This is a genomic window from Ahniella affigens, from assembly GCF_003015185.1.
In the GTDB taxonomy this organism is placed as follows: domain Bacteria; phylum Pseudomonadota; class Gammaproteobacteria; order Xanthomonadales; family Ahniellaceae; genus Ahniella; species Ahniella affigens.
On record NZ_CP027860.1, the window covers coordinates 5,193,221 to 5,218,225 of the forward strand.

Consider the following 25,005-nt stretch of genomic DNA (forward strand, 5'->3'; position numbering starts at 1 on the left):
ACGATCCTGGCTCCATCCAGGGTGAACCAGACACCTCATGTGGCTGGTGGAATTGGGGGGTGCGTGCAGCCTTCAGTCGGAATCGGTGCTGGTCGCGCCGGTTGCAATCGGGGTGACCTGGGCCGAGGTATCGGGCATCAGGCTCAGCGACGGTGTGGCCGGCAATGCCGCCTGGCCAACGCGCCAGCGCCGCGGCTCGATTTCGGTATAGAGATGGGATCCGGCCACCAAGTCGCCATCGGCGTTTTCAAACGGCGCGATCCAGATGCGCAGAATGCGCGCTTCCGTCCGCACCGGCATTGGCGTGCGCACCGTGGGCACGGGCTCTGGGGCCGCGGCGACCAGCACGAGTTCGCCGTCGTCCCGTTGATTGAGCTGCCACGGGTCATCGGCTGGTAGCGGTGTGGAGCCATTGGCGGTCGCGATAGGATGCCCCGTGACCGCACCATCAGTCTCGGCATAGACCTGCAGGGCCGATCGGCACGGCTGGCCCTCTGGCACGCCGCAGCTGTAGCGGCTGCTACCGGTGGTGGCACAGGCGCTGCACCACGCGGCGACGCACAGCAGCAAAGTCAGTCGAGTCAGGGACATGGCAGGCATTCGGCACAGAAGGAACATGTGCACAGCCTAGGCAGTAGCCGCCCTGCCCTTCCCGCGCAAGCCGCCGTGTTTTTCGCGGATATTCCGGCGCAGGTTCACTCCCTGTCGCCGAGTTTGCTGCCAGCGTTTTTGGCTTGAGTCCCGTCGCTATGGGAACTCAAGCGACGCGTTTACGGCCAGCCTGCACGTTGAAAACGCCAGACCGATGGGCAGTCAGCGCTTGCTGCGCTGGCTGAAGGCAACGCTGCCAAGAATCAACGTGGCGGCTATGGCCATGGGCACGGTCAACGGCTCGCCGAGCAGCAGCCAAGCCCAGGCGACCGCAAACAGCGGTACGAGGTACGTGACCGTGACGGCACGTGACGCGCCGATGCGGGCAATCAATCGATAGTAGAGCGCATACGCAATGCCGGTGCAGAGCACCCCCAACGCCACCGCCGAACCCCATGCCGATACGCTGATCGACTGCGTGGGCCACAGGTACCACGCAAACGGCAGCAGGCTCAGACTGGCAAAGCTGAGTGTGACCGCGGCCACGGCGATGGGCGGCATGCCGACCAAATAGAGGCGCACCAGATTCGCGCCGATGCCATACAGCACGGCCGCGCCAGTACCCGCTGCCACCGCCCAACCAATGCTCGCACCTGCGGTCTTAGCGCTCGCCAGCACGACGACGCCGACAAATCCGGCAAACAGCGCGAGGCCGCGCTTCCAACCGATGCGCTCGCCGAACATCAATACCGCGAACAGCGCCGTGAACAACACCGCCATCGAGTTGCAGATCGCGCCGATACCCGCGGGCGCGCGTTGCGCTGCCCACGCAAACAGCGCGAACGGCACCGCCGAATTGATCACGCCAATGACGGCAAGCTTGGGCCAGATCGAGCGCGGGAACAACGCGCGCTGGGAGAACAAGAACGGCAGCAGGATGACCGCGCCGAGCGCAAGCCGGATCTCAGCGAGCGGCATAGCGCCGAATTCAGGTGCGGCGATGCGTTGGAACATGAAGCTGGCGCCCCAGATCGCGGCGAGCACGCCCAACTCCAACGGGCTCAACCAGTCGCGGCGGGTATTTTCGGTGAGCAGTTCAGCAGGGACAGCATTCATGTAGGGATTCCTCAACACCACCGCCAGGCGCCTTTGCGAGGGGCCGAATCAGTAGTAGACCAGGGACAGCGCAAGATTCGTTCACAATCCGGACCGATTTCTGCCCATCGGTGCGTTTGCGACTGCTGCGTATTGTCGATAGCCAGCAGCGCGCGACAAGCGCATACTTTCGATTCCAGACACAAATCAGATTTGAGGCTGGCATGACCGAACGAACGGAATTCCTGGCGGCGCTTGCGGCATTTGAATCGGCAGCCCGCCATCAGAACTTTGCGCGCGCAGGCGATGAGCTGCATCTGACTGCCAGCGCGATCAGCCATCATGTGCGCAAGCTCGAAGAACGTCTGGGCGTGGCGCTGTTTGAGCGCCATGCGCGCGGCGTGCGCTTGACGGTCGAAGGTCGGCAGCTGGCCGATAGCGCCAGCAGCGCGATGGCCGACCTGGAAGGCGTGGCCGCGAGTCTCAGCGCCGCACAGCAGAGCTCAGCGCGCGTACGCATCAGTACGTTGCACTCACTGACTTACACCTGGCTGATCCCCATGCTCGCCGATTTTCGGAGCCGGCATCCCGACATCCGATTGGGCTTCGATACGAGTGCCAGCCTGACGCGATTCGAAGAAGGCGGCGCGGATCTGGCCATACGCCATGGCCCGGGGCATTGGCCCGGGCTTACGGCCATTCATCTGATGAACGATGCCCTGTTCCCGGTCGCGAGCCCAGCGTTTCAGAAACGACACCGAATTCGCAGCGCCGAGCAGTTGCCGAACCTGCCGTTGATCCACGATCTCGCGCGGCAGGGCTGGCTGGAGTGGTTTCGCGCAGCGTCCATTGTGGTGACGAAGATTGCCGATCCACTGGTGTTCAGCGACAGCACGGATGCGTTGCAGGCGGCCGCATCAGGACTTGGGGTAGCGCTGGCCAGACAGCGCATCGTGACGCCTTGGCTTGCGCGCGGGGAGCTCGTGCAACTCCCCGGACCGAGCGTGCCCACCCGCTGGGAGTATTACCTCGTGTATCCCGCGCATCGGCGACTCAAGCCCGCGGCGCAGGCGTTTGTCGATTGGCTACTGCGAAATCGTTCGGACTGAGTCCGCCAGCAATTGCGACTCCTGGATCGTTACGGAGGGTCTGAAAATGTCCATCCTGGACTTTCAGACCCGCAACGCGTCCGAAGTTGTTCAGAGGCTCCTTAGCGCAGCGCCTGCTGCAGACGCTGCCAGACGCGGTCGGACCAGCCGTTGCGGGGGCTTGGACTGCGAATGCGGGTGGTGTATTGGCGCAGGTCCAGCGCCATGGCCGCGGCGTCGGGAAAGCGCTCCGACGGCTCCGGCTGCAAGGCTCGCATGCAAATCTGCCACACCGCATTCGGCACCAACGGTGCACGCTCACGCCATGCTTCGCGCGGCAGACCATCGAATGCCGCGGGGCTTTGCGCGCTGACTGCAGCCAGCAGCAACAAGCCCAAGCCATACACGTCGGTTTGCTTGCTAACGCGCGTGCCGATGTCGCGCTGCTCGGGCGCCAGCCACGGCGTGTGTTGCGATGGCCCAGACCAGCCCACGTTGCTGCGGCCATGCAGATAACGGCTCGTCCCAACGTCCATCAGGACTGCGTGTTGACGCACGATGCGGACATTGGCTGGTGACAGGCGCAGGTGCAGCAGTCCGTGACGATGCAACACTGCAACGGCGTCGATGACCGGCAACAACAGGCGGACGGATTCGTTGACGCTGCGCTCGTCGGCGAGATCGAATTCGAAGAGCGCTGGTGCGACCAACTCAGGACTGAGCAAATAGCTTCGGCCCGCATAGGTGCCGGCGCCCTGTACGGGCCAAAGACTCGAGTGCTGCAGCGGCGTCCGGCGCAGATCATAGAGATCGGCATCGGGTTGATCGAGGAACTGCACCACCATGCGTGCGCCGTTGTCGACCCGGCGCGCCCGATACAACCAACCACGACTGCCTTCGGCCAGCACGCCGAGCAGCGTGCATGGTCCGATGCGCTGGCCTTGCAGATTCGGCGCCGAATCGCGACCGTTGGTGCGGTGCGCGTTGGCCTCCAGCGGGCTCGAGTGAGCGATCACGTCTGAGTCGTCGAATTGGTCTGAGTAGCGTTGCAAATTCATGATGATGGTCTCTTGGCAAGTTCGATCAGACTAGACACGACCGCGCTTCTGCTTCCCGCGCTTTGCGTTGGCTTTTCGATGAATTGTCGGATCGCGCAAGAGCCGGATGCGCGAAATCCGCGAGAAAGGAGACGTATTGCGCGGGTGTGAACGGCATGCGCTTGCTTAGTCTGTGTGCTTCTCGCAACAGAATGGATGCACCATGCGGATGTTCCGGTCCATCGCCCGAAGCGCGCTCTTGAGCCGTGTGTCATGGCTACTGATTACCAGCGTCGCCAGCAACGTTGTGCAGGCCGGCACCATCGTGCTGATCAAACCGGATGGCCAGCGCGTCAGCGTCGCCATGCAGGGCCAGGGGATGACCGTTGACGCCCGGACCGGCGATATCGAGGTTCCAACCATGCAGGCATCGGGCCAGCTTGGTGATGGCTGGTGTCCGACCACGGCCACCAGCGCGCCCGCACAAAGCAGCCCCGCATTGGTTCTCGTACGAAGCAATGGCATTCGGTATCGGATTGCGATCAGCAGCAGTACGCTGCCGAGTTGGCGTGCGAGTCAGCAAACTCTGGAAGTCACGACAATTGCGCAACAGGCTCAGGCGGGTGATGGCTGGTGTCCGAGCCTCCCCGCCACGGCACCGAGATTTGTGTCGCCGCTGAGCGCGAGTCCCGCCACGCTCACGGCGCCCGGAACCACGATGCTTAGTTGGTCGACCACACTGGCCACCGCGTGCAGCACGGCCGGCAGCAGTTTTCCGTCCGGGGTCAGTGCTATTTCGGGTTGGCCGGCCAACGTGCCCGTGCAGAGTTCCGGCACAGTACTGAGCCTGTCGGTAGTCGGGAGCTATCGATTTCGGTTGACTTGTACCGGTACCGGGGGATCGGTCAGCGGCGACGTGACAGTGCAGGTCAACAGTAGTCCTGGGTCCGGATGCACCGGCACCCATGCGCCGCCCAATGGGCGAACCCGACAAGCCACCTTTCTACTGGGTGCGAGCGATCTGTGGCAGGCCTCAAACACCGATTGGCCACGCAACGCCGAGATTGATTTGACGCGGTGGCATCCGCCTGTGCCGACCAGCATTGACGCTCAGGGCGTCAATCGAAGCTTTCTTGGGCGTTTCGGCAGCAACACGGGCGATACCGGAACCATGGAGTTGAAGTCCACATCGTATGCAGCGTTCCAATTTGACACCACCGGCTTTGCGAATCGCGCGGGACAACTCACTTGGGAACAACCCGGCGCGTTTGGCGCGCCCTTGCTGGTCGCGCTCTCGCCCTGCGCAGGTGACTTCTTTCCGACCGATGCTCGTTGCAAAAGCAATGGTTCGGCCGCCAGCGGGCTGGGCTGGAGCACGGGTGCCAGTGTCGCCAATTATTGTCCGCTGACTGCTGGTCAAACCTACTATTTGAACGTGATCTTCGGCTCGCCGACGCAGCCGGCGCAAACCACGTGTGGGTTTACCGCGTGTCGTTGGCTGTTCTCACAACGCTGTCAGATCGGATGCACGCCATGACGGCGCTTGCGTTACGCGGGCCGATCCAGCAATGTCGGCGATCTGTTGATTCCTGCCTGCTGCTCATGTCGATGGTTCGCTCGCTGGTGATGCTGTTCATGCTCATGGTGTCGATGGTGGCCGTCGCCGATACCCGCCAGCAACTGCCTGTGGCGCAGTGCATCGACTTGGTCAGTCGTCAGTTTCAGGTCGATCCCTTGCCGATTCACCTGCTGCGTGAAGTGGAAGGTGGCTGGGAGGGCGCGGTGCGGCAAAACGCCAATGGCAGTGAGGATCTTGGGCCGATGCAGGTCAATTCGATCCATTTGCCCGAGTTCGCGGCGCTTGGCATCACGCGTGAGGAAATTCGCGATAACACCGGTTGCCGAAACGTGTTTGTGGCGATCAGTCTGTATCTACGACATTTGCAGGCCGCCAACGGCAACGTCGCGATGGCGATTGCCCGGTACCACTCGAAGTCGGCCGCGCATGCCAGTGTGTATCTCGGTCGGATCGCCCGAATCATAGAACGCCGCTTGCAGCGCGAGCGGTTGTTGGTCGGTCGCTGAGCACCTTTCACTATTTCTTGGACGCATTCGCGGGTCCGTAAGGCTGCATCTGTTCGAACACCGGCGCAAACCAAGCGGCTGCCTGGTCGAGAAACTGCTGCGCCAGCAACGCGTCGGTGAACAGTGGCGTGCCACGCGTCAGGAGCCGCCAGCACCAGTCGTTTCGGCCGCTGTAGGCATTGGATTCGAATGCCTTCTCTGCCTCGCGGACTCGGGCGCTGGGGTCGGCTTCCACGTAGTTCCAAGCCGATTGGGCCGCCTCGAGTGGCAACAGCAACGGCGCATGATAGGCATTTCGACACGCGGAGACGTACGGCTCGCATAATGCAGGAGCGTTCGAATCACTGACGGGAATGTGAATCACGCTGGGCAGTCTCATGCCGTGGTGCAGCCTAGGGGCAGTCGGCCGTTTCCATTCGGCGATGACCACCAGTTGCTTGGGCCGGCGGTCACTGGCGGCCGCCAACCGAAGCGCGAGCAGCGCGCTCATGACGCGTCCTGGATTCAGATACGGATCACTCAGCACCAGCGCATCACCGCGCAGCGTCAGCTCACCGTGGACGAGCCCGAAGTCGATTGGCAACACGCGTGTGGGGGCTTGCCAGGCCTGCAGCACCTCAGGCGTCACCTGCTTCCAGCGTTCGGCGCACGTATCACGCAATGCCGCAAAGCTCATCTCGCCCAACCGGCCTGCCGGCAGCTCGGCCAATTCGTGCCAGCGTTCGGGCACTTGCTCAAGCACGTGCCCGGCCGACAGCGAGGCCTCCAGCAACTCGCGCTCTAGACGGGAGGTGCCGCGCGACTTCAGCCGCAGGGGCTCCAGATCGGGATCGGCCTCGCGGCCTTCATCAAATCGAATCCCAAGCCGACGCTGCACAAACCAGCGTCCCGGATGGGCCACAAAGTCGAGCAGATCGTGGAGTGACAGCCGTTCGGGTGCCCCTTCAACGGCGCGCAGACGAGCGGCTTCCCAATCCGGTGCGTCCGTCGTGCCCTGCGCCAAACGCCTGGCCGCCGGCAACCAGGCCGATGCAAAACTGCCACGCTCGAAGCGCTCTGGAGCATGGGGAAGCAATGGCCCGTGCCGCCACCAGCTGCGGACTGGTGTTTTTTCGAGACTGCGCTGCGGCGCGCCCTCGGCCACGTCCAGCACTTGTGCCAATTCCATCAGCAGATTTGAAGGCGCTTGCTCTGAGCCGTCTTTTGCCGCTTTGCTGACATAGCTCAGATGCAGCCACTCGCGCGCATTGAGGATCGCTTCCAGAAACAGATAGCGATCTTCGACACGGCGGTCGCGGTCGAGGCGTTGCCGCGGTGACCACTTCAGCAAATCATCCGGACCCAAACCAGGATCTTGGCGGGGAAACTGATCGGCATTCAAACCAAGCACCGCAATGAACCGGAACGGCAAACTGCGGAACGGCACGAGACCAGAAAAGCGGATGCCGCCGGCCGGTGTTGGCGCTTCGGCAGCAGGCTGCCGCAGTCGGTCGCGTAGACACTCAGCAAAAGCACTGATCGGCAATGGCGTGTGACACTCGGTCAGTAAGGCTTCTTGTTCGAGCCCAGCGAGCAGCGAGGCCAGCACCTCACGAGGTGCCCGGAACTCGGCGTCAATCGGCCCAAGCAGGCGGGCCAGCCAACGCCTGAGCAATTGGCACCAGCGAGTCAGGCTGTGGTCGTTCTGCGCCAGTTTGTGCCAGGCATGCAACAACGCCAGCACCGATTCCGCGCGCGCGAGCAGACTCGCTTCGAGGCCGACGAGGGTCCATGGCTCCAAAGCTGTGTCGGCGGCGTAGCGCGACCACAGGCGCCCGAGACCCGCACCGAGACTGTGTTGATCACTGCCGTCGCCGCGATCGGCACCGTCCCAGCCAAAGCTCGCATGCACGCGGTCCAGCGCTTGCTCGAGCTTGTCGAGCAGCGCCGGATCGATGTGCCAGTGGCGGCTGACTTCGGGGTGCCGCAGCACGGCGAGCCAGACACTGCGCCGGATTGGCGCATCGGCTTTGGTGAGCAGCGTTTCCAGTAATTGAAACCACGGGTCATGTTCCAGCCAATTCAGATCGGCCACGCGAATCGGCCAGGCCGGCGCGCTGGCGCTGAACACGGCATGCAGCCAAGGCCGGTAGGCGCTCGGGTCGACTGCCATGATCAGCACTTCGTCCGGGCGCAGATCGGGTGCATCAAGTACCGCGCGATCAAGGGCCTCGCGCACGGCCTCAAGTTCGCCCCATTCGGTGCTGCACGCATGGATCACCAGGCTGTGATCGTGCGCGTCAGCCGGCCAGCGTGGCTTGGCCTGATTCTGATGAATCGCGGTTTGCAGAAGCGCCAAACGCGTTTGTTGCTCTGGCCATTCCGCCGCCAGTTCTTCGTCCTGATCGGCCACGTCGAGCAAGGCCTCGAACAGGTCGCGACCGGACGTGCCTAGCTGCGACAACAGTGGTGGTCCGGATTCGGCATAGCCCGCTTGCTTCGCGATCTGCGCCTTCGTCAACTGCCGCGGTTGATACAAGTCGAGCCAGAACTCCCGGCAGGGATTCTGAAAGTACCAGCGCACCTGAGCGCGTTGACCATAAAGTCGAAACAGCTCGAGCAGGTCGGGTGGGCAATGATTCAGACCAAAGACCCACAAGTCGTCCCGGCGCGTGGTGTCGACCTTCAAAGCGTGCCTTTGTCGGCTGATTCGTGTGGTGCGCGTTTCTGCGCCGAGCATTTCTTTGAGCGTGCGCCAGAGCGCTGCTTGCGGTTCGATTGACTGGCCGCGCTCGAACGCGTCGATCCAATCGGCACGGTAGATGCTGTAGCGATGGAACAATTCCGCGAGTGCACCGGCCCGACGGAACCGGCGAACGGCACTTTGGCCGGGCTCGCTGTAGGGCCGACTGTCGAACGGTGCCTGGGACAACAGATCGTAGAGCAGCCAGTGCAGCAACTCAGGCTTGTCGCTCAGCAGATCCGGGTCGACCACGCTCAAGCGTTCGAGCCACTCACCGGGCAGCAGAAACTCGTATCCGGCAGCGATTCCGGCTGGACTCCGCTCGGCCAGTGCGGCGCGCAGCCACCGGCTCATGCCTGGATGCGCAACGATGATGGTCTGCATCGCGAACGCTTGCGCCGGTTGGTGCGCGGCCAAGTCCGCAGACAACGCATCGGCAAGCCACTCCAGGCGCGCGGCGTGGCGCACGATGAAGCTCATGATTCACTCAACTGAAAGCGCAACACAAACCGGGCGCCGCCGCCTTCGGCATTGCCCGCACTGACGGTTCCGCCGTGTTCTTCGAGCACGCGCTTGACCAACGACAAGCCAAGGCCCGAGCCCTTGGGCTTGGTGCTGCGATACGGCTCAAAGGCGTAGCTCGCGAACTCGGCTGGCAACCCGGGACCGAAGTCGCGAACTTCAATCTGCAGCACGTCGCCCCGACGGGAACTCGACAAGGCGATCCGTAACGGAATCCATTCGGCGCCCGCCTCGATCGCATTGGTCAGCAAGTTGACAAACACTTGTCGCAAGCGATCGCGATCGCCGGGAATCTGGATATCCGTGACTTGAAAGTCGCGTTCGATCTGGCATTGCGCACTGGCCTCGTAGAGGCGCGCGACTTGGTCGAGCAATTCCACCGGATTGAGCCGCTCGCGACCCAGCCGCGACGGCTTTGCGTAGGTACCGAAATCGTTGACCATCCGCTTCAATGCTTCGACCTGCTGAACGATGGTCTGGGTCGCCCGGTCCAGGAGTTCGCGATCGGGGTCGGACACCTTGGCGCTCAGGCGATGCTTGAGACGCTCGGCGGCCAGTTGAATCGGTGTGAGCGGATTCTTGATCTCGTGGGCCAGGCGGCGGGCCACTTCGGCCCAGGCGGCCTCGCGGCTGGCCTGCGCCAGCAGGTTCGCATCGTCGAACACCAGCACGAGACGTTCGCCATGCTCCGACGCCAGACGCAGCGCGCGGACAATCAGCGTACGCCGCATGTCGTGACTGCCGACATCGATCTCTTCGCGCCACTCGAAGGTCCGCTCACGGTCACGCTTCAACACGCGCGCGAAGAATGGTCCAACGGCCGCGTCCTGCAAACTGGCGTCGTCGAGGCGCAAACCGCGAAACTCTTGTGGATGCCCAGCCAGCAACGCCTGCGCCGCCTGGTTTGCGATGATGACCTGCTCTTGCTCGACAGCCATCACGCCAGCGCTGAGGCGCTCCAGCACCGCCTCCAGCAATTGCCGTTCCCGCTCGATTTGCTGCCGGCTTTGCTCTTCTTTTGATTTGGCCTGGGCCAAGTCGCCGCTCATGCGGTTGAACGACGCACTGAGGAACGCGATTTCGTCGCGACCGGTCACCGGCACCAGGGATTGCCGGCCAGCCGCGATTTCGCGCGTTGCGGCAGTCAAACGAACCACAGGTGCGACGACGCGACCGGCGGTGCGCAGCGCAAACCAGAGTGCGGCGAAGGTGGCCGTCAGGGTGATCAATCCCAGAATCAAGCTGAAGCCGGTTTTGAGCGCGTTGCGCTGAAATCGCAGCTGCTGGTAGTCGACCACGTTTGCTTCGAGCGTTTTCAGTGCGCTGCTCAGCGCATCATCGAGGGGATACAGCACTTGCAGCACGTGCTCGTCGCCGATGTCATCGACGAATCGATCGAGAACTCGCGTCACGCGCACGCCCCCGCGCTCGGCGGTTTCAACTTGGCGCTCGCCCTGATCGAGATCGATGAGCTCATGCGGAGCCGGTGCGTTGACAGTGCCGAGCTCACTGGTGTTGAACGCCAACGCTTCGAGGTTACCGTTGGGATCGTAGACGGCGATGTGCATGTCGCGTGCCGTATCGGCATCGACCAACTCGTCCAGATAGTCCTGCATGCCATCCGCGTCGAGCAACGCGAGCGCGCTGGTATAGGGCCGCGCTTCCCGGTCGAGCGCGTCAGCCTCGCGCGCCAGACTGAGCTGCCCCAGGCGCAGTGCGGCGCGCTGTGCCGCCTCGACGTCGGCACGAAACCAGCTGTCGATACTGGTGTCGATGAATCGCAATGCAAACGCGGCGACCAGAAACGCCGGTGGGAGTGCGAGCGCGGCAAAAATCAGACTCAGCCGGGTCTCCAGGCGCGCGCCAGCGGCGCCGTCACGCGTGCGGCGCCAAAGTTGCCAAAGCTCGGCGCCGATTCGGACCAGCAACGCCAGCAGCGCCATACCGATGAAGATCATCAGCAGTTGGAACGCGCGCGTGTTCAGCAGGCGGTTCTCGCGTTCGGCATCGATGGTGATCAGGAATGCGGCGAGCAACAACAGCAGCAGCGCGCCAATCGGCAGCCAGCGCCAGCTTCGCCACGACTCACGCTTTACGCTTGCCATGGGCTGGTCCGGGTTTCGAGCTGCCAGCGCCGATCAAAGCGCGCCGTCATGCGGAGCGCAGGCGGCAGGGCGTCAATGTTGAGGCGTGCGCGCACGAATCCCTGGGTGGCGCCGCCCGCGACGGGCAGGCTGATGCGGTCCAATGCCGCCAGGAGTTGCGCGCGCGTCTGAAAGACGCGTGGGGCCGACTCGTCGCTCCGCCGCATTTCATAGTGGTCGCTGAGCGGCGAATAGACGAGTTCGATCGCCTCGATCGTGCCGGCGCCGGCCAATGGTGCCGTGATGAACTCCAAGCGCAGCGGCACACCGTGATCGAGGGCGTCCAGATGAGTGGCCGAGAGCCGCAAGTCCAGATCCACATTCAGCCGGTTGCCGGCCGGATCGAGCACGGCCCGGGTGATGTCGAGGGTTCCGGCTGATCCTGAGCACGCCGTCAGCACGAGCAGGCAGATCAGAACCTGGAGGCCGCGAAGGCCCATGCGCCAATCAGGAGGCACGCCGTTTGAGTACCGCATAAAAGAAGCCATCCAGCCCCTGCTCGCCGGGCAGATTCTGGCGTCCAAAGCCGGTGTCGCGCCCGAACCAGTCGGCATCGACCGGGCGCAACCAGGCATCGGCCTGGCGTTCGAGAAAGGCGGCAACCTGGCCGGCATTTTCTTCCTGGAGCACAGAACAAGTCGCATAGACTAGCCGCCCCCCCGGCGCGAGCAAAGCGAACAGACGATCCAGCAGGCGCGCTTGCGTCTGTTTCAGTGCCTGGACCTGGCCGGGCTTCCGCAACAGGCGGATATCGGGGTGCCGCCGGATGACGCCTGTCCCGGTGCAGGGCGCATCCAGCAAAATGCGCTCGAACTGGGTGCCCGGTGCAAATGCTTTGGCCGATCCGGCGTCGGCCTGTAGCCAGTCGATGGTTGCAGTGAACTGCATGCGCTGCAGATTTTCCTGCATGCGCGAGAGCCGCGCGGCAGACACATCGCATGCCTGCACTTGCGCGAGTGGAATCCCCTGCTCCAGGATATGACTGAGCTTGCCGCCGGGTGCGGCGCATGCGTCCAGCACCCGTTGACCAGGCTGCAGATCGAGCAGGACCACGGCGAGTTGGGCGGCCCCATCCTGCACCGACACGAGGCCATCCGGAAAGCCTGGCAACTGCAGCACATCCAAGCTGTCGGCCAGGCACAGCGCATCGGGCAAACCGGGAGCAAGTGCCGCATCGAGCCCCTGCTCCGCCAACTTGGCGCGGTAGTCGGAAACGTTGGCTCGCTGTCGATTGACGCGCAGCCAAAGCGGTGCCGGCTCGTTGTTGGCCTGCAAAATCGCAGCGGCTTGGTCGGCGCCCCAGTCGCGGCGCAGGCGCTCGATCAGCCAGGTGGGATGGTTGTAGCGCTCGGCATCGGTGCGCGGCGGCAAGGCCCGCAACTGCGCCAATTCGCGCTGCGCCCGGCGCAACACGGCATTGCCGAGCCCGGCCAGTCCGGGCTGCTCTAAACCGCGAATGGCGTCGACACTGGCCGAGACCACGGCATGGGCGCCATCGATGCCCTGATCGAGGCTGGCCAGGGCCAGCAGCAACACCGACTCGACCGGCGCGGCCGCGTTGGGCAAGGGCCGTTCCAGCAAATCGTGCAACCACCGCTCATACCGCTCGATGCCGCGCAAACAGGCGTACAGCATCGCCCGGGCCAGCGCGCGGTCGCGGGCGTCGGGCAGGTGACGATCGAGTTTGGGGAGTGCCTCCAGACTGGTCTCGCGACCTTGGCGCAGACCATCGAGCAATAACGCGAGACGCGCGCGGAGATTCTGGTTCACGCGCGCAAATCCGGGCGGGCGTTGAGGTAATCCGCGGCGCTGATGACCTTGCCGCCCTCGCGTTGGATCCGAGTCAGGCGCAAGCTGCCCTGCCCGCAACCGATCAACAGACCATGCCGGTCTGCCTGCAGCAGCGTGCCAGGGGCGCCAGACGTGGCGTCGGCAAGCGCTTCGTACACGCGGAGGCGTTCGCCCAACGCCTTGGTTTCGGCGATCGGCCAGGGATTGAATGCGCGGACGCGGTTCGCGAGGTCTTCTGCCGAGCGGTCGAAGTTCAATTCGGCCTCGGCCTTGTCGAGTTTGTGGGCGTACGTGACGCCTACGTCGGGTTGCACTTCGGGTGCCGGGAGCTGATGGCTGGCCAAGCGGGCCAAGCCATCGGCGAGGCACGTCGCGCCGAGTGCACTCAAGCGATCATGCAAACTGCCGCCGGTATCGTGGTGGGTGATCGGCGTCGTGACGCGCAGCAGCACCGGGCCGGTGTCCAGGCCCTTTTCCATTTGCATCAGGCAGACGCCGGTTTCGGTGTCACCCGCTTCGATGGCGCGCTGAATGGGCGCGGCGCCGCGCCAGCGTGGCAACAACGACGCGTGGACATTCCAGCAGCCGTGACGTGGAATCGCCAACACCTTGCTCGGCAGTATCAGGCCATAGGCGACGACGACCATCAGGTCTGGTGCCAGCGCCGCGAGTGCGTCGCGATCGGCCGCCTGCTTGAAGTGTTCGGGCTGCATGACCGGGACGCCCGCAGCCAGCGCCCGTTGTTTGACCGGGCTCATGACCAAACCACGGCCACGGCCGGCCGGTCGATCCGGTTGCGTGTAGACGGCGACGCACTGATGGCCGCTGGCCAGCACGGCATCCAGACAGGGCACGGCGAATTCCGGCGTGCCCGCGAAAACGATTCGAAGCGATGAGGCGGGGGTTGTCATCCCACCATCTTGCCAGACCCAACCGCCGCTTGCGCGGGCGGAATCGAGCGCGCCGCGTGCTTACACCAAGCGACAACCGCTGAGGCTCAGCACAAAGTCCTTGCCGAGCAGTTTGGACGGGGTATAGAAACCGCCCGCAGGCTGTTTCGCGCGCACGGCCTCGAGAATTTTCAGGGCCGATTCGGCCGTGAGGTCGTAGCCGTTCGGCGTGCGCAGCTGCTTTTTGACTTCCTGCCCGGCGGCGTTCCGAACCTCACCCCACACCACGGTATCGGTGTTGGCACGCTTGTCATCGCCCGGCCCACCGCTGCGGACCTTCGACTTGAGGTAGTTCTGCACCGGCCCAATGCCCAGCAGCCAGCGCACCCAATTCAGGCGGCGCACGCGCTCGGCGGTCGCGGGGGGCACGCCCATGTAGACCTCGACATTCGGAATGCCGGTCGACACGAACGAGGTGTAGACGTCTCCCCACGGAATGGTCATGGCGAAGCGGGCGTCGCCGTCGCGGTCAAAGGTGCGGGTCTTGTACGCCAGCGGCACGCGTTCCAGCTTGCCGTCCCGACGGATGCGACCACCCTTGCCCAGGCCTTCGACGGCGGTCTTCGCCGTCCCTTGGCTCGGGCCACCGCCCGCTTCAAAGGCCAGTACGAGTTCCGTCGCATCGGGCAGTTCGGCCTTCAACATGGATGCCAGACAATCGGTCGGTACCACATCAAAACCGGTGCCCGGCATGATGACGATGTTCTTGTCGACAGCGCGCTGATGCTGGGCGTGCGCGTGTGCGAACACATCGAGCTCACCCGTGATGTCGAGGTAATTGGCGCCGACGGCCAAACAGCCCTCAATCATGGGGGCCGCGGTCGCGGAATACGGGCCAGCGCAATGCAGCACGGTGTCGATGTTCTGGAGCGCCGAGCGCACCGTCTCCGGGGCATCAAGCGGAAACGTGCGCACCGGCAGGTTGTATTGGGCACCCAGCGCGTTGATCGACTCGGCATTGCGGCCCGCGAGCACGGGCTGATGTCCGGCCTTCAGGGCGCGCTCGAGAATCAGGCCTGCGGTGTAGCCATTCGCACCGTACAGCATCCAACTACCCATGATCCGCTCCTCAGCGTTCGACAATCGCGGCGACGCCCATGCCGCCGGCGGTGCAAACCGAAATCAGTGCCCGACCGCCGCCCTTCTCTTTCAGCAACTTGGCAGCCGTGGCCAACACGCGGCCGCCGGTCGCGGCAAACGGGTGTCCAAAGGCGAGCGACGAGCCGACCACATTCAGTTTGGCCGGATCAATCGCGCCCAACGCGTCAGGCATACCGAGCTTGTCGACACAGTAGGCGCGGGTTTCCCAGGCCTTCAACGTACACAGCACCTGGGCTGCGAACGCCTCGTGGATTTCGTAGTAGTCGAAGTCCTGCAGGGTCAATCCCGTCGTTTTCAGCAGGTTTGCGACGGCCTGAGTCGGTGCCATCAGCAGCCCTTCGCCCGCGACAAAGTCGAAGGCCGCGACGCGTGAGTGCGTGAGATAGGCAAGCGGCTCATGGCCTTCGGCGCGTGCCCAGTCTTCGCTCGCCAGCAACGTGGCCGAGGCGCCATCGGTCAACGGCGTGGAATTGGCGGCCGTCAATGTGCCCTTGCCAGAGACTTTGTCGAACGCGGGCTTCAACGTCGCGAGTTTTTCCAGGGTGGTTTCCGGACGCAGAATGTTGTCCCGCTCCAAGCCTTGGAACGGGGTGACCAAATCCTTGAAGAAGCCGCGCTCGTAGGCTGCGGCGGCCTTTTGATGCGATTGATACGCAAGCAGGTCTTGGGCCTCGCGGGTGATGCCCCATTCCTTCGCCATCATTTCGCAGTGATCACCCATGGACTTGCCCGTCCGTGGCTCGGCCACACCCGGAAAACCCGGCTTCAGTTCGCCCAGCGAAAAGCCTTTCAGAAAGGCGCCCAGGCGCTGCCCCATCGTCTTGGCGCGATTGACGTTCAGCAGGCGCCGCCGCAACTTGTTGCCCAGGACGATCGGCACGTCGGACGTGGTGTCGGTGCCGCCGGCGATGCCAACATCAATCTGACCGAGCGCGATCTTGTTACCGATGTGAATCGCCGTATCGAGGCTCGTGCCGCACGCCCGCGCCATGGTGATGCCCGGCGTCTTGGGCGACAATCCAGAACCCAACGCGACTTCCCGCGCAATGTTCCAGTCGGAGCTGAGCTTCAATACGGCACCAAGCGCCACCTCGCCGACTTCCCGGCCATTCAGGCCAAACGCCTCGACCAGACCGCCCACAGTCTTCACCGACATCGGGTAATTGCCGAGTTCAAAATAGGCCGTGTTGTTGCGGCAGAACGGAATACGGCGACCGCCGAGAATGGCGACACGTCGGGCTTGGCTCATGGTCGGCTCCTGAAATCGGTGAGAGGGCCGATGCTAACCACAATCCGCTGGAGCGCGACAGTCGAAAGACTGGGTAGCGGGCACGATCAGCCGGTCAGGGGCGCCAGGTAGGTGAAGGGAGACCAGGGCAGATTCCGCAGCAGGCCAAAGCCGAGGTACAGAACGAGCCAGAACCAGACATTCGCGACCGGTTTGACCAGGGCCTCATACCACCTTGGCAGCGGCCGGAACTGCCGAAGGATCAAGCCCGGCACAAATGGCAGCGTGAACAACAGCAGCGCGTTCATGTGCAGCGCGCGCAACACGTCGAAATGCAGCAATGCATGCACCGCCCGCGTGCTGCCACACCCGGGACAATGCCAACCGGTTACCTGATGAAAATAGCAACCCGGAAACGGGCTCCCCGACTGGCTTGGGTCGATCTGATAAACCATCGCCAGCCCAAAACCAAGCAGGGCTGCGATCGGAACGATCCACAGCCCATGCCAGGCAGCGCGCGGCAGCGCCATCACACGCACCAAACGATCCGAATCTCAGCGGATCATGTTTTCGATCATTTGCGGATTGAGCGCGAACTGGAAGACCAGCGACGCAATCCAGAACAGCAGGCACAGCACGCCAATCACCGCTGTGACGATGCTCCAGATCTTGGCTTGGCTGGCGGCTTTCTGCCCGTCCAGCGTGTTGCCAGCCGCCGCAAAGGATTTGGCCTTGTTGGCTTGGACAATGGCGAAAATACCGGTGCCGAGCGCAACCGGCAGGCAGCAACAGGCCATGAGGTTGAACAGGGTGCCGAGCACGGTCGACAGGATCGCAAACACCATGTAGTCGGGTACAGGTGTGCCGCCGGACGGCGGGCTGTACATGGGCGCCTGCGGGGGCCCCGGTGGGGGCGATTGCATCGGATCATTCATTGTTGTCTCCTCCAGAACCCCGATGCAATCACAAAGACTGTCGGCTGCCAAGGTGTGATCAGGGGATTGATGGGTGGTTGACCCGGACTCCGGCTCCCAGTCCTGACCGGAACCCGCCACAGAACCGCCATGTTCCGGGCGGTTTGTCGCGTTTTGGTCGAAATGTGAAGACCAGCGCGCGTCTCGGGCTCAAACTTTTTTCACGAATTCCGACTTCAGTTGCATCGCGCCGAACCCGTCGATCTTGCAGTCGATGTCGTGGTCGCCGTCAATCAGACGAATGTTTTTGACCTTGGTGCCCACTTTGAGCGCGGACGAGCTGCCTTTGACTTTCAGGTCTTTGATCACGGTGACCGAATCGCCGTCTTGCAGGACATTCCCGACCGCATCGCGCACCACTTTCGCGGCTTCTGGCGCATCTGCAGCCGCGGCGGTCCACTCATTCCCGCATTCCGGGCAGACGAAATTGCTGCCGTCTTCATAGGTGTAGGTGGATTGGCATTTCGGGCAGGCAGGCAGGGTCATGAAAGTCCTTGGGCGCGGCCGGGGTGTTGGTCGCGCGTCTGATGGGATTGGGAGTGGGAATCGGTTGAAACCGGCGCCGGTCGGCTTGCGCTATTCGTCGTCGGCCTTGCGGATCTTGTCGAAAGCCTTCAATTGCCAAGGCCGCATTGCCAACACGAGGCTCATGCCAACACGCTCGCTGGCGGCCAGGGAGTTGTCACGAGCCAGCAGCAGATCGAACTCGCGTGCAAGGTCTTCCAGGCGTTGCTTCATCAGGGCGGCCGTCGGTTCGCTGACGGAACCGGCGAGCAGCACCAGCTTTTCGTCAGCGCCAGTGAACGGTCGGGCGAAGAATTCCGGCAGGAGCTGACGGGCAAACAACTGCTCGATCGGACCGCCGTTGCGCCAACGGAAGTTGCGTGCGGTGCGCAGGCGCACCTTGTTCATCGGCTGCAATTCGATAATGCCGAGGCGATCGAGTTTGGCGAGCAGCAACGTCCAGTCCGGTTTCGAGAACTTGTAGCGGGACAGCACTTCCTCTTCGCTGAAGCGATTGATGGCCAGATACAACGCCAGAAACAGGCGCGGATCGGCCACCAGCGCCTCCTCCTGATCTTCGCTGAGCTCGGAAACGGGCGGCTTTTCCGAGCGCGAGAATTCGAGCAGCTCCTGGAGATCGCAGCCGATCGCAACGCAAATGGATTCGAGCTTTTCCAGCGTCATGTCGGCATGCGAGAACCAGCGCTTGACCGAGGCCTCGCTGATATCGATCCGGCTGGCGACATCGGCATACGTCATGCCGCGCGCCTTGATCAGTCGCTTCAGTGCATCAACCAGTTCAAGGCGCAAGGTCATGGCCAACCCTCACTTCAACACGGCGTCTACGGAGGCTTGCGCAATCGGGTGATACCCAGGCCGCGCGACTTGGTAGACCTCGCGCGCCCAGGCCTTGCCTGCTGGGGTTTTCGCGAGTTCGCCCCAAAGCGGCATCATCAGCTTGCGCCGACCAATGCCGATCAGATGGGCGCGCATGGGCGCGCGAATCGGCTCGTACCCGGCGCGAATTCCGGCGAGGAACCAGCGCATCGCGATTTCGGCGTTCTTGGTGTCGGACAGGTGGTACGCCGCATCCAAGTCGGCGAGCTTGTCCTGGCTCAGGTCGGTAGGCAGTTCGTTCAGAAAGTGCAGCCATTGCTGGGTCACCCAGCTGCCGGCTTGCAGTGCTGCGGCTGACTTGGCGCCAGCCAGGAAGTCGGTCCGCGCGGCGTCCACCACATCAAAGGCCGGTGCGGCCGTCAGCGGCGCCGAAGCCGGCAATCCCGGCTGGTACAGCCATTCCTCGACTTCCAGACGCGGAAAGGCGGCATCGTGCTTATCGAAAATGCGGGTGCCAAAGAAGTTCAGGAACTCATCGGTGCCGACGCTCTGGAACGCGTGGCTGTCGAACCATTCCCGCAAGATCGGATCGAACGTGTCGCGACCCAGCCGCTTTTCGATGGTGCGAAGCAGCCATTGGCCTTTGTCATAGGGCACACCGCTCAGGCCGTCGTCAGGATCGCGGCCAGCGAGGTCGACTACCAGGCGTTGATCCGGCGCCGGCAACTCTTTCAGTTCGGCCATCAGCTCGCGCTGGCTGATCACCTGCTCCATCTTGGCCTGGTTCTGCCCGAACACGGCTTCGACGATGCGGTTCTCGACGTAGCTGGTGAAGCCTTCGTTCAACCAGATGTGCTCCCAACTTTCGTTGGTGACCAGGTTGCCGGACCAGGAATGCGCGAGCTCGTGGGCAATCAGGCTGACCAGTGACTTGTCGCCGGCAATGACTGTCGGCGTGATGAAACTGAGCCGTGGGTTTTCCATGCCGCCAAACGGAAACGATGGCGGCAGGATCAGCAGGTCGTAGCGACCCCAGCGATACGGGCCGTACAAGCGCTCGGTTGCGGCGATCATGGCCTCGGTGTCTTCAAATTCCTTAGCGGCCGCTGCCAGGCGGCCGGGCTCGGTGTACACACCAGAGCGCGGACCGATCGATTGGAAGGCCAAGTCGCCCGCGGCAATCGCGAGCAGATAGGACGGGATTGGCTGCGGCATGTTGAAGCGATAGCCGCCAGCGCCAGTCGCGTTCGGATCGTTGTCCGCGCTCATCACGACGCGAATGCCTTGGGGCGCCGTTACATGTGCGCTGTACGTGAACCGCACCGCAGGGGTGTCTTGTAGCGGCACGAACGAGCGCGCATGCGCGGCCTGCGCCTGCGAAAACATGAACGGCTTCTGCTTGCCGAGCGTCTGCTCAGGGCTCAGCCACTGTAGACCAGACGCTTTGGGTGACGTGCGGTAGTAGACCCGGACCAGATTCGGATGCCCGGCGAAGCGGATGGTCAGCGCTTGCCCTTTGATGGCATTGCGCGACCCGAGCGTGAAGCTGGCGCGGTGCCACTTGCCCGCATCAGTCTTGACCAGCACGCGGTCGATACTGAGGTCTCGGGTATCGAGATCTAGCCGACCGGCGTCGGGTTTCTTCCAGTCCAGACTCAGGTCGGCAAAACCGGCCAACTGTTGCTTGTCGAACTGCACGTCCAGATCAAGATACAAGTGCTTGATGCGTACCTCGTCGAGACGCGCGGCGGAGTGATGGTCCCGTTTGATTTCGGCCAGCGCCGGCGCGGCGACGAGCCAGGCCAGCAAGGTCCATTTCAGGATTCGCATGGATCAGTCCTCTAACTTGTTGTTGTGGTGACAGCCCAACATGATCGCGCAAGTCCGGGCCTACGGCATGTGCCGGGCAGCACGCCGCCGGCCCGCGCGGGGCTCGACATAGTGTGCTCGGTGCGGTGTTAGCTGCCGGTTTCCCGCCTATTTGCCTGCCTTCAACAGATCGCGAATTTCGGCGAGCAGCTTTTCCTGGCTGGTCGGCTCGGGCGGGGCGGCCGGTGCCGCGGCTTCGGCGCGCTTCAGACGGTTCATGACTTTGACCACGAGGAAAATGACGAACGCGACGATGATGAAGTCGATGATCGACTGGATGAAGGCGCCGTAGCCAATCGCGACGGCGGGAACGACTGTGCCATCAGGATTGGTCTTTTCACCGAGGTTCAATGCCAGATCGGCGAAATTCTGGCCAGAAGTGAGATAGCCGATGATCGGCATGATGATCTTGTCGACCAATGCGCCGACGATCTTGCCGAAGGCCGCACCAATGACCACACCGATGGCCAGGTCCATGACATTGCCGCGCATTGCGAACTCTTTGAATTCCTTGATCATGCTCATCGGTGAAGGCTCCCCTTTAGAATGGTGATGGTATATAGGTGCCCGATCAGGGCGTGGAATCAGTGGCGTCGTAGCGGGATTCTTGCAGACGAACCTGCCCGTCGGTCGCGATCTGGAGCTCAAACCAGCGGTCGTATTCGGTGTCGCTGATCGGCGTGACGGCCTGCCCGGTCCACGCCTGGATGATGGCCGGCACGGTGTTGCTGTGACCAATGACGAGCACCTTGCCGCCCGCTGCCTCGGCCAGGATTTTCTGCTTCAGCGCGTCGGCGTAGGCGTTCAGATCCTGGTTGATTGCCAGCACTTGGACCGGTTGTCCGGCCAGTTTGGCGCATGGCTCCGCCGTGGCCTGGGTCCGCCGATATTCGGTGGCAACGACGAGTCGCACGCCCGTTTGGCAATAGCGGCTCGCAATGCTGGCGGCGCGCGCTTGGCCGGCGTCCGTCAATTCCGGGTCCTTGCCGACAGCTTGCTTCTCGGCGTGGCGCAGCAAAACGACCGTCGTGACCGGTGGCGCCGATTCCGAATCGGGCGTGACCGCATGGGCCGATCCTCCCAGCCAGCTTGCACCCATCAAAACGGACCAGATCAACAGCATTCGCATCAGGCTTGCTCCTTTTTCGTTCGTTTGGGCGGCAGCGGCGGCCCCCATAATGCGGCATCCAGCGAGTCCTGCGCGCTCGACGCGTAAATTTTCAGATCGACCCGACCGGCCACCACTTTCACGCCTTCGGCCTTCAGGCGTCGACTCTGCTCGCGAAAGGGGCTTGTCCCGGCCGGAAAGGCAATCCGCCCATCGGAGCGCAACACCCGGTGCCATGGCAGGTCTGGATCTTCGGACGCCGATAGCGCCCGCGCCACCAACCGGGCCCGCCCAGGCCAGCCGGCGCGGGCGGCGAGCACGCCATAACTCGACACGCGGCCAATGGGAATGGCACGGACGGCGGCCTGGATATCGGCCAAGGCGGGATTCGGGGCGTTCATCCCGCTACGATAGCGCCATCGTCGATCGGGCTGAATCCGTCGACCGGGGCGTCTTTGGATGTCATGCGGTCTCGACCGGCATGCCCGCCCTTTGATCGATAGGCTCTGAACGCGTTCAGGGCTTCAAAATAACCCGTACACAGGACGTATGCGGGTGGAACCATCTGGAGAAAGCCATGCGTACCTTTGAAGATATCCGTAAGCACGTGTCGTCGCAGTTTGAGCTCAACACCAATGACGCCTATCAGCTGAGTTTCGACTTTCTAACCGCCGACGGTCGCACCCAGGGCGTGTTTCTGGGCGAACTCGAAGCCGAGGCGGCCCGCCGCTATTTGCGGGTGTCGACCCCGGTCGCCCCGCTCAGCACGTCCGACGCCGCCCGCGCTCTGGAGTTCAACTGGGCCCAGCGCGTTGGTTATCTGGCGCTGTTCGACCTGGACGGAGAACCATATTTGCACTTGTGCGAGAACCGCCCCTATTCGAGCCTGGATGCCGGCGAGATCGACGCCGTTGTGCGCGAAGTTGCGACCTTGGCCGATCGCCTGGAACAACTCCTGCGCCGCGGCGAGGACGTGGTCTGAGCCTCGCGCTCATCCTGGTCAGTCATGACAGTGGCCCGCTGCTGGAAGCCTGCCTGAGGCGGGCTGCCGGCGCGGCGTCGGTGTCGGCAATCCGGTTGATCGACAACCACTCGAATGATGGTGTGCCAGAACGCGTTGCGGCACTTTTCGCCGATGATTCGCGCTTTTCGATGCAGAAGCGGGCTGATAACCCCGGATTCGGGACGGCCTGCAACCAGGGTGCAGCGTCTTGTGATAGCGACTGGTTGCTGTTTCTCAACCCAGACTGCGACGTTGACCCCGAGACGGTCGATCAGTTGCTGGCGCGCGCGCAGGCTGCAGTGAATCCGGGCGTGATCGGCCTGGCGTCCCGCACGCCGTCAGGCCAGTTGGAGCGCGCAACGACCCGGCTGTTGCCGAGCTGTTCGCGACTGCTCTTTGGCCCACGGCAGGCCCAGTTGGACGTCGCCAAACCGTGGCAAGAGGTCGAAGCCGGTTCGGGCGCACTCATGCTGATCTCACGCCGGCTGTTCGAGCAACTCGGCGGCTTTGATCGGGATTTCTTTCTGCATGCCGAAGATCTGGACTTGATGGCGCGGGCCCGCAAGTTCGGTGCTCAAAACTATGTCGCCCTGGATCTTCGAGCCACCCATCATCAGGGCAGCTCCAGTCAGCAGCGGCCTTGGTTCGTGGCTTGGCACAAACATGTGAACCTGGCGCGCTTTTTGTGGCGGCATCCGCAGCATGTCGGCGATCGTCTGCTTTGGCCTGCGCTGGCACTCGGGCTCATGGTGCATGGCGTTTGGGAAGCGGCGCGAATTGCGATTCGACGCCAATAGGCTGCCCTACTCGCTGGCCGGCGGCGCCTGATCCAGCCGCACGCACACCTTGCCGCGTTCCTGCAACACCGCGAGTTGAGCAAAGGCTTGCCGGTAGGCTTCCGAAACCGCCTGCACCTCTGCTGTTGCGGGATCTTTGCTCAGCACGATCAGCTGGAAGCCCGGCTCCTGCCAGAGTTTGCCGCTGTCGTCGCGCCATTGGCCGTGTGAAGCCAGCCAGCTAAACCCATCCGGAAACTGCGGGCTCACCGTCGCGTCGAGGAATCCTTGCCAGTCCGCCTCGGTGACCACACTGCCGTCGGCCTTGTTGCGACCGAAGTACAGGACAAAGCGATCATGCAACTGCTCCGTCTCGGTGCAGCGCGTTAGGCCAATGCGCTCGGCATCGTGGACTTTCACTCGGATGCAGCCGCCCAGGGTAATCGGCAGCAACACCAACATCAGCAGCGACGGGATCAGACGGTTCATGGCGGGGTATTCCTTGAGATTCGCCGAAACAGATGCGCGCGCCGGCCTTTGCGCAATTCGATGAGCTCCGCTTCGATGATGATACTGGCAGCGCGCTCCGGGATCGGCACGAGTCGGCGCTCGAACGGACTCAGAATCAGCGCGTCACGCTGAAAGACGATCTGCCAACGCATCTGCGTATCGGGCGCGAGTACGACGAGTTGGCGGAGCAGAAAGGGCACCTCGCCGGCCGAGAGCGTCAGGTTGTGCCCATCAAACCCCGAGACCAGCGCGCGCCTGAGTAACAGCCGCCGGAAAAACGGCAGACTGTTGATCGATCCGGTCAGAATGCCCCAGATCATGATCCAGAATTTGAGCAACAGCGCGAGCAGGAACTCCACAGTTCAGCAACCGGCGGGACAGGTGCTTACAGCGTAGCGAGGCGGTTTTGGAATGGGAATGGTGGCGCGGTCGGGCCGTTCACTACGGCGCGAATCCCGCTGACGCGCCCACGCTGCGAGCCACAAACATCGCGCAGGCTTTGCGCCATGCTCAAGTTTGCCGGGTCAGCTCGATCGGCCGCGGCGGCATTCGATTTGGTCTTGGCCAGGTCGCGCCTAGTGGCGTCGCGCAATGCTTGAGTGGCAAATCCTGATGCGGCGAACCTCGTGGCATCCAGAATCTCGTCGAAGCGTTGCGCGGGCGTGATGTATTCGGTCAACCATGAGACCCGTCAGGTCCGATCGTGGCCATCTGGCGCGCGATGACCGCGCCCGCCACGCAATTGGTTTGGATCAGCTCAGCGAGCTCGCTTGAATCGGCAGCCGCTCGAATGCCTCGATCGCTGCTTGCATGGCTCGGTCTTCGTCTTGGCCGAACAAGTGATAGCCACCGCGACCAACCACTTCGCGAACCGGGGCGGCGGAGAACGACATGGCCTTGGTTTCGTCGGCCAAAGGGTTCATGCCGAGGCCCTGTTTTACCAGGTGCAGGATGACGTCGTTGATCGCCCACGACCGATCGCGCGCCAAGTTCTTGATGCGTTCTGCCACTTCTGGTTCGATGCCACGCAATACGAAATCTGCCATGACCGGGTCCGTAACAAGTCGTTG

At 63.0% G+C, this 25,005-nt stretch carries 27 protein-coding genes; 5 read left to right on the forward strand and 22 right to left on the reverse strand.

Annotation, left to right across the window (positions count from 1 at the left end; genetic code table 11):
• Positions 1 to 72 precede the first annotated feature (72 nt).
• Both C7S18_RS20090 and C7S18_RS20095 read right to left on the reverse strand, forming a co-directional pair.
• A complete protein-coding gene (locus tag C7S18_RS20090; protein ID WP_170113384.1) occupies positions 73 to 591 on the reverse strand; it encodes a TraV family lipoprotein in 519 nt (172 codons plus the stop codon).
• Between the two features lie 222 nt (positions 592 to 813).
• A complete protein-coding gene (locus C7S18_RS20095; RefSeq protein WP_106893246.1) occupies positions 814 to 1,707 on the reverse strand; it encodes a DMT family transporter in 894 nt (297 codons plus the stop codon).
• 203 nt (positions 1,708 to 1,910) lie between these two features.
• On the opposite strand from C7S18_RS20095, the gene C7S18_RS20100 reads away from it, so the two are divergent.
• Positions 1,911 to 2,795, forward strand: a complete 885-nt coding sequence (locus C7S18_RS20100) for a LysR substrate-binding domain-containing protein (RefSeq protein WP_106894120.1) — start codon at positions 1,911 to 1,913, stop codon at positions 2,793 to 2,795.
• Between the two features lie 101 nt (positions 2,796 to 2,896).
• Here C7S18_RS20100 and C7S18_RS20105 read toward each other — a convergent pair whose 3' ends face one another.
• A complete protein-coding gene (locus tag C7S18_RS20105; protein WP_106893247.1) occupies positions 2,897 to 3,832 on the reverse strand; it encodes a protein kinase domain-containing protein in 936 nt (311 codons plus the stop codon).
• Between the two features lie 208 nt (positions 3,833 to 4,040).
• Between C7S18_RS20105 and C7S18_RS20110 the strand changes: the two genes are divergently transcribed.
• Positions 4,041 to 5,348 carry a hypothetical protein gene (locus C7S18_RS20110; protein ID WP_106893248.1) on the forward strand — a complete coding sequence of 436 codons (1,308 nt, stop codon included), beginning with the start codon at positions 4,041 to 4,043 and terminating at the stop codon, positions 5,346 to 5,348.
• The gene (locus tag C7S18_RS20115; RefSeq protein ID WP_146152032.1) at positions 5,345 to 5,896 is read left to right on the forward strand and encodes a lytic transglycosylase domain-containing protein; all 552 of its coding nucleotides are present in this window, start codon (positions 5,345 to 5,347) and stop codon (positions 5,894 to 5,896) included. The genes C7S18_RS20110 and C7S18_RS20115 overlap by 4 nt, the downstream gene beginning before the upstream one ends.
• Positions 5,897 to 5,906: 10 nt before the next feature.
• Here C7S18_RS20115 and C7S18_RS20120 read toward each other — a convergent pair whose 3' ends face one another.
• The 15 genes from C7S18_RS20120 to C7S18_RS20190 all read right to left on the reverse strand — a co-directional run bounded on the left by C7S18_RS20120 (position 5,907) and on the right by C7S18_RS20190 (position 22,047).
• The gene (locus tag C7S18_RS20120) at positions 5,907 to 9,098 is read right to left on the reverse strand and encodes an exodeoxyribonuclease V subunit gamma (RefSeq protein ID WP_106893250.1); all 3,192 of its coding nucleotides are present in this window, start codon (positions 9,096 to 9,098) and stop codon (positions 5,907 to 5,909) included.
• A complete protein-coding gene (locus C7S18_RS20125) occupies positions 9,095 to 11,245 on the reverse strand; it encodes a sensor histidine kinase (protein WP_106893251.1) in 2,151 nt (716 codons plus the stop codon). The genes C7S18_RS20120 and C7S18_RS20125 overlap by 4 nt, the downstream gene beginning before the upstream one ends.
• Positions 11,233 to 11,724, reverse strand: a complete 492-nt coding sequence (locus tag C7S18_RS20130) for a DUF4390 domain-containing protein (protein ID WP_170113385.1) — start codon at positions 11,722 to 11,724, stop codon at positions 11,233 to 11,235. The genes C7S18_RS20125 and C7S18_RS20130 overlap by 13 nt, the downstream gene beginning before the upstream one ends.
• A gap of 7 nt (positions 11,725 to 11,731) precedes the next feature.
• A complete protein-coding gene (gene rsmB, locus C7S18_RS20135; RefSeq protein WP_170113386.1) occupies positions 11,732 to 13,054 on the reverse strand; it encodes a 16S rRNA (cytosine(967)-C(5))-methyltransferase RsmB in 1,323 nt (440 codons plus the stop codon).
• Positions 13,051 to 13,986 (reverse strand): methionyl-tRNA formyltransferase, encoded by a 936-nt coding sequence (fmt, locus tag C7S18_RS20140; protein ID WP_106893254.1) that lies wholly within the window; start codon positions 13,984 to 13,986, stop codon positions 13,051 to 13,053. The genes rsmB and fmt overlap by 4 nt, the downstream gene beginning before the upstream one ends.
• 60 nt (positions 13,987 to 14,046) lie before the next feature.
• Positions 14,047 to 15,084: a saccharopine dehydrogenase family protein gene (locus C7S18_RS20145; protein WP_206207934.1), complete on the reverse strand. Its 1,038-nt coding sequence runs from the start codon at positions 15,082 to 15,084 to the stop codon at positions 14,047 to 14,049.
• 10 nt (positions 15,085 to 15,094) lie between these two features.
• Positions 15,095 to 16,375, reverse strand: a complete 1,281-nt coding sequence (locus C7S18_RS20150) for an acetyl-CoA C-acetyltransferase (protein WP_106893255.1) — start codon at positions 16,373 to 16,375, stop codon at positions 15,095 to 15,097.
• Positions 16,376 to 16,461: 86 nt separating this feature from the next.
• Positions 16,462 to 16,884 (reverse strand): DUF2752 domain-containing protein, encoded by a 423-nt coding sequence (locus C7S18_RS20155; protein WP_106893256.1) that lies wholly within the window; start codon positions 16,882 to 16,884, stop codon positions 16,462 to 16,464.
• A 24-nt stretch (positions 16,885 to 16,908) separates the two neighbouring features.
• A complete protein-coding gene (locus C7S18_RS20160) occupies positions 16,909 to 17,289 on the reverse strand; it encodes a CD225/dispanin family protein (RefSeq protein ID WP_106893257.1) in 381 nt (126 codons plus the stop codon).
• Positions 17,290 to 17,478: 189 nt separating this feature from the next.
• Entirely contained in the window at positions 17,479 to 17,814 is a 336-nt protein-coding gene (locus C7S18_RS20165; protein WP_106893258.1) for a zinc ribbon domain-containing protein YjdM, read from the reverse strand.
• Between the two features lie 90 nt (positions 17,815 to 17,904).
• Positions 17,905 to 18,648: a helix-turn-helix domain-containing protein gene (locus tag C7S18_RS20170; RefSeq protein WP_106893259.1), complete on the reverse strand. Its 744-nt coding sequence runs from the start codon at positions 18,646 to 18,648 to the stop codon at positions 17,905 to 17,907.
• Between the two features lie 9 nt (positions 18,649 to 18,657).
• The gene (locus C7S18_RS20175) at positions 18,658 to 20,499 is read right to left on the reverse strand and encodes a M1 family metallopeptidase (protein ID WP_106893260.1); all 1,842 of its coding nucleotides are present in this window, start codon (positions 20,497 to 20,499) and stop codon (positions 18,658 to 18,660) included.
• Positions 20,500 to 20,646: 147 nt separating this feature from the next.
• On the reverse strand, positions 20,647 to 21,063 hold the full coding sequence (gene mscL / locus C7S18_RS20180; protein ID WP_106893261.1) for a large-conductance mechanosensitive channel protein MscL: 417 nt from the start codon (positions 21,061 to 21,063) through the stop codon (positions 20,647 to 20,649).
• Positions 21,064 to 21,109: 46 nt separating this feature from the next.
• Positions 21,110 to 21,667, reverse strand: a complete 558-nt coding sequence (locus C7S18_RS20185) for a SixA phosphatase family protein (RefSeq protein ID WP_170113387.1) — start codon at positions 21,665 to 21,667, stop codon at positions 21,110 to 21,112.
• Complete coding sequence (locus C7S18_RS20190; RefSeq protein ID WP_106893263.1) at positions 21,667 to 22,047, reverse strand: MGMT family protein; 381 nt, start codon at positions 22,045 to 22,047, stop codon at positions 21,667 to 21,669. The genes C7S18_RS20185 and C7S18_RS20190 overlap by 1 nt, the downstream gene beginning before the upstream one ends.
• 176 nt (positions 22,048 to 22,223) lie before the next feature.
• On the opposite strand from C7S18_RS20190, the gene C7S18_RS20195 reads away from it, so the two are divergent.
• A complete protein-coding gene (locus C7S18_RS20195; protein ID WP_106893264.1) occupies positions 22,224 to 22,628 on the forward strand; it encodes a type III secretion system chaperone family protein in 405 nt (134 codons plus the stop codon).
• A gap of 53 nt (positions 22,629 to 22,681) precedes the next feature.
• Positions 22,682 to 23,446, forward strand: a complete 765-nt coding sequence (locus C7S18_RS20200) for a glycosyltransferase family 2 protein (RefSeq protein ID WP_240624062.1) — start codon at positions 22,682 to 22,684, stop codon at positions 23,444 to 23,446.
• A 6-nt stretch (positions 23,447 to 23,452) separates the two neighbouring features.
• Here the strand turns inward: C7S18_RS20200 and C7S18_RS20205 are convergent, their stop codons facing one another.
• The 4 genes from C7S18_RS20205 to C7S18_RS20220 all read right to left on the reverse strand — a co-directional run bounded on the left by C7S18_RS20205 (position 23,453) and on the right by C7S18_RS20220 (position 24,981).
• Positions 23,453 to 23,914, reverse strand: a complete 462-nt coding sequence (locus tag C7S18_RS20205) for a DUF3574 domain-containing protein (protein ID WP_106893266.1) — start codon at positions 23,912 to 23,914, stop codon at positions 23,453 to 23,455.
• Complete coding sequence (locus C7S18_RS20210; RefSeq protein WP_106893267.1) at positions 23,911 to 24,294, reverse strand: hypothetical protein; 384 nt, start codon at positions 24,292 to 24,294, stop codon at positions 23,911 to 23,913. Before C7S18_RS20210 ends, C7S18_RS20205 begins: the two co-directional genes overlap by 4 nt.
• 26 nt (positions 24,295 to 24,320) lie before the next feature.
• Entirely contained in the window at positions 24,321 to 24,614 is a 294-nt protein-coding gene (locus tag C7S18_RS20215; protein ID WP_106893268.1) for a hypothetical protein, read from the reverse strand.
• Positions 24,615 to 24,687: 73 nt separating this feature from the next.
• Positions 24,688 to 24,981 carry a hypothetical protein gene (locus C7S18_RS20220; RefSeq protein ID WP_106893269.1) on the reverse strand — a complete coding sequence of 98 codons (294 nt, stop codon included), beginning with the start codon at positions 24,979 to 24,981 and terminating at the stop codon, positions 24,688 to 24,690.
• Positions 24,982 to 25,005: the final 24 nt, after the last annotated feature.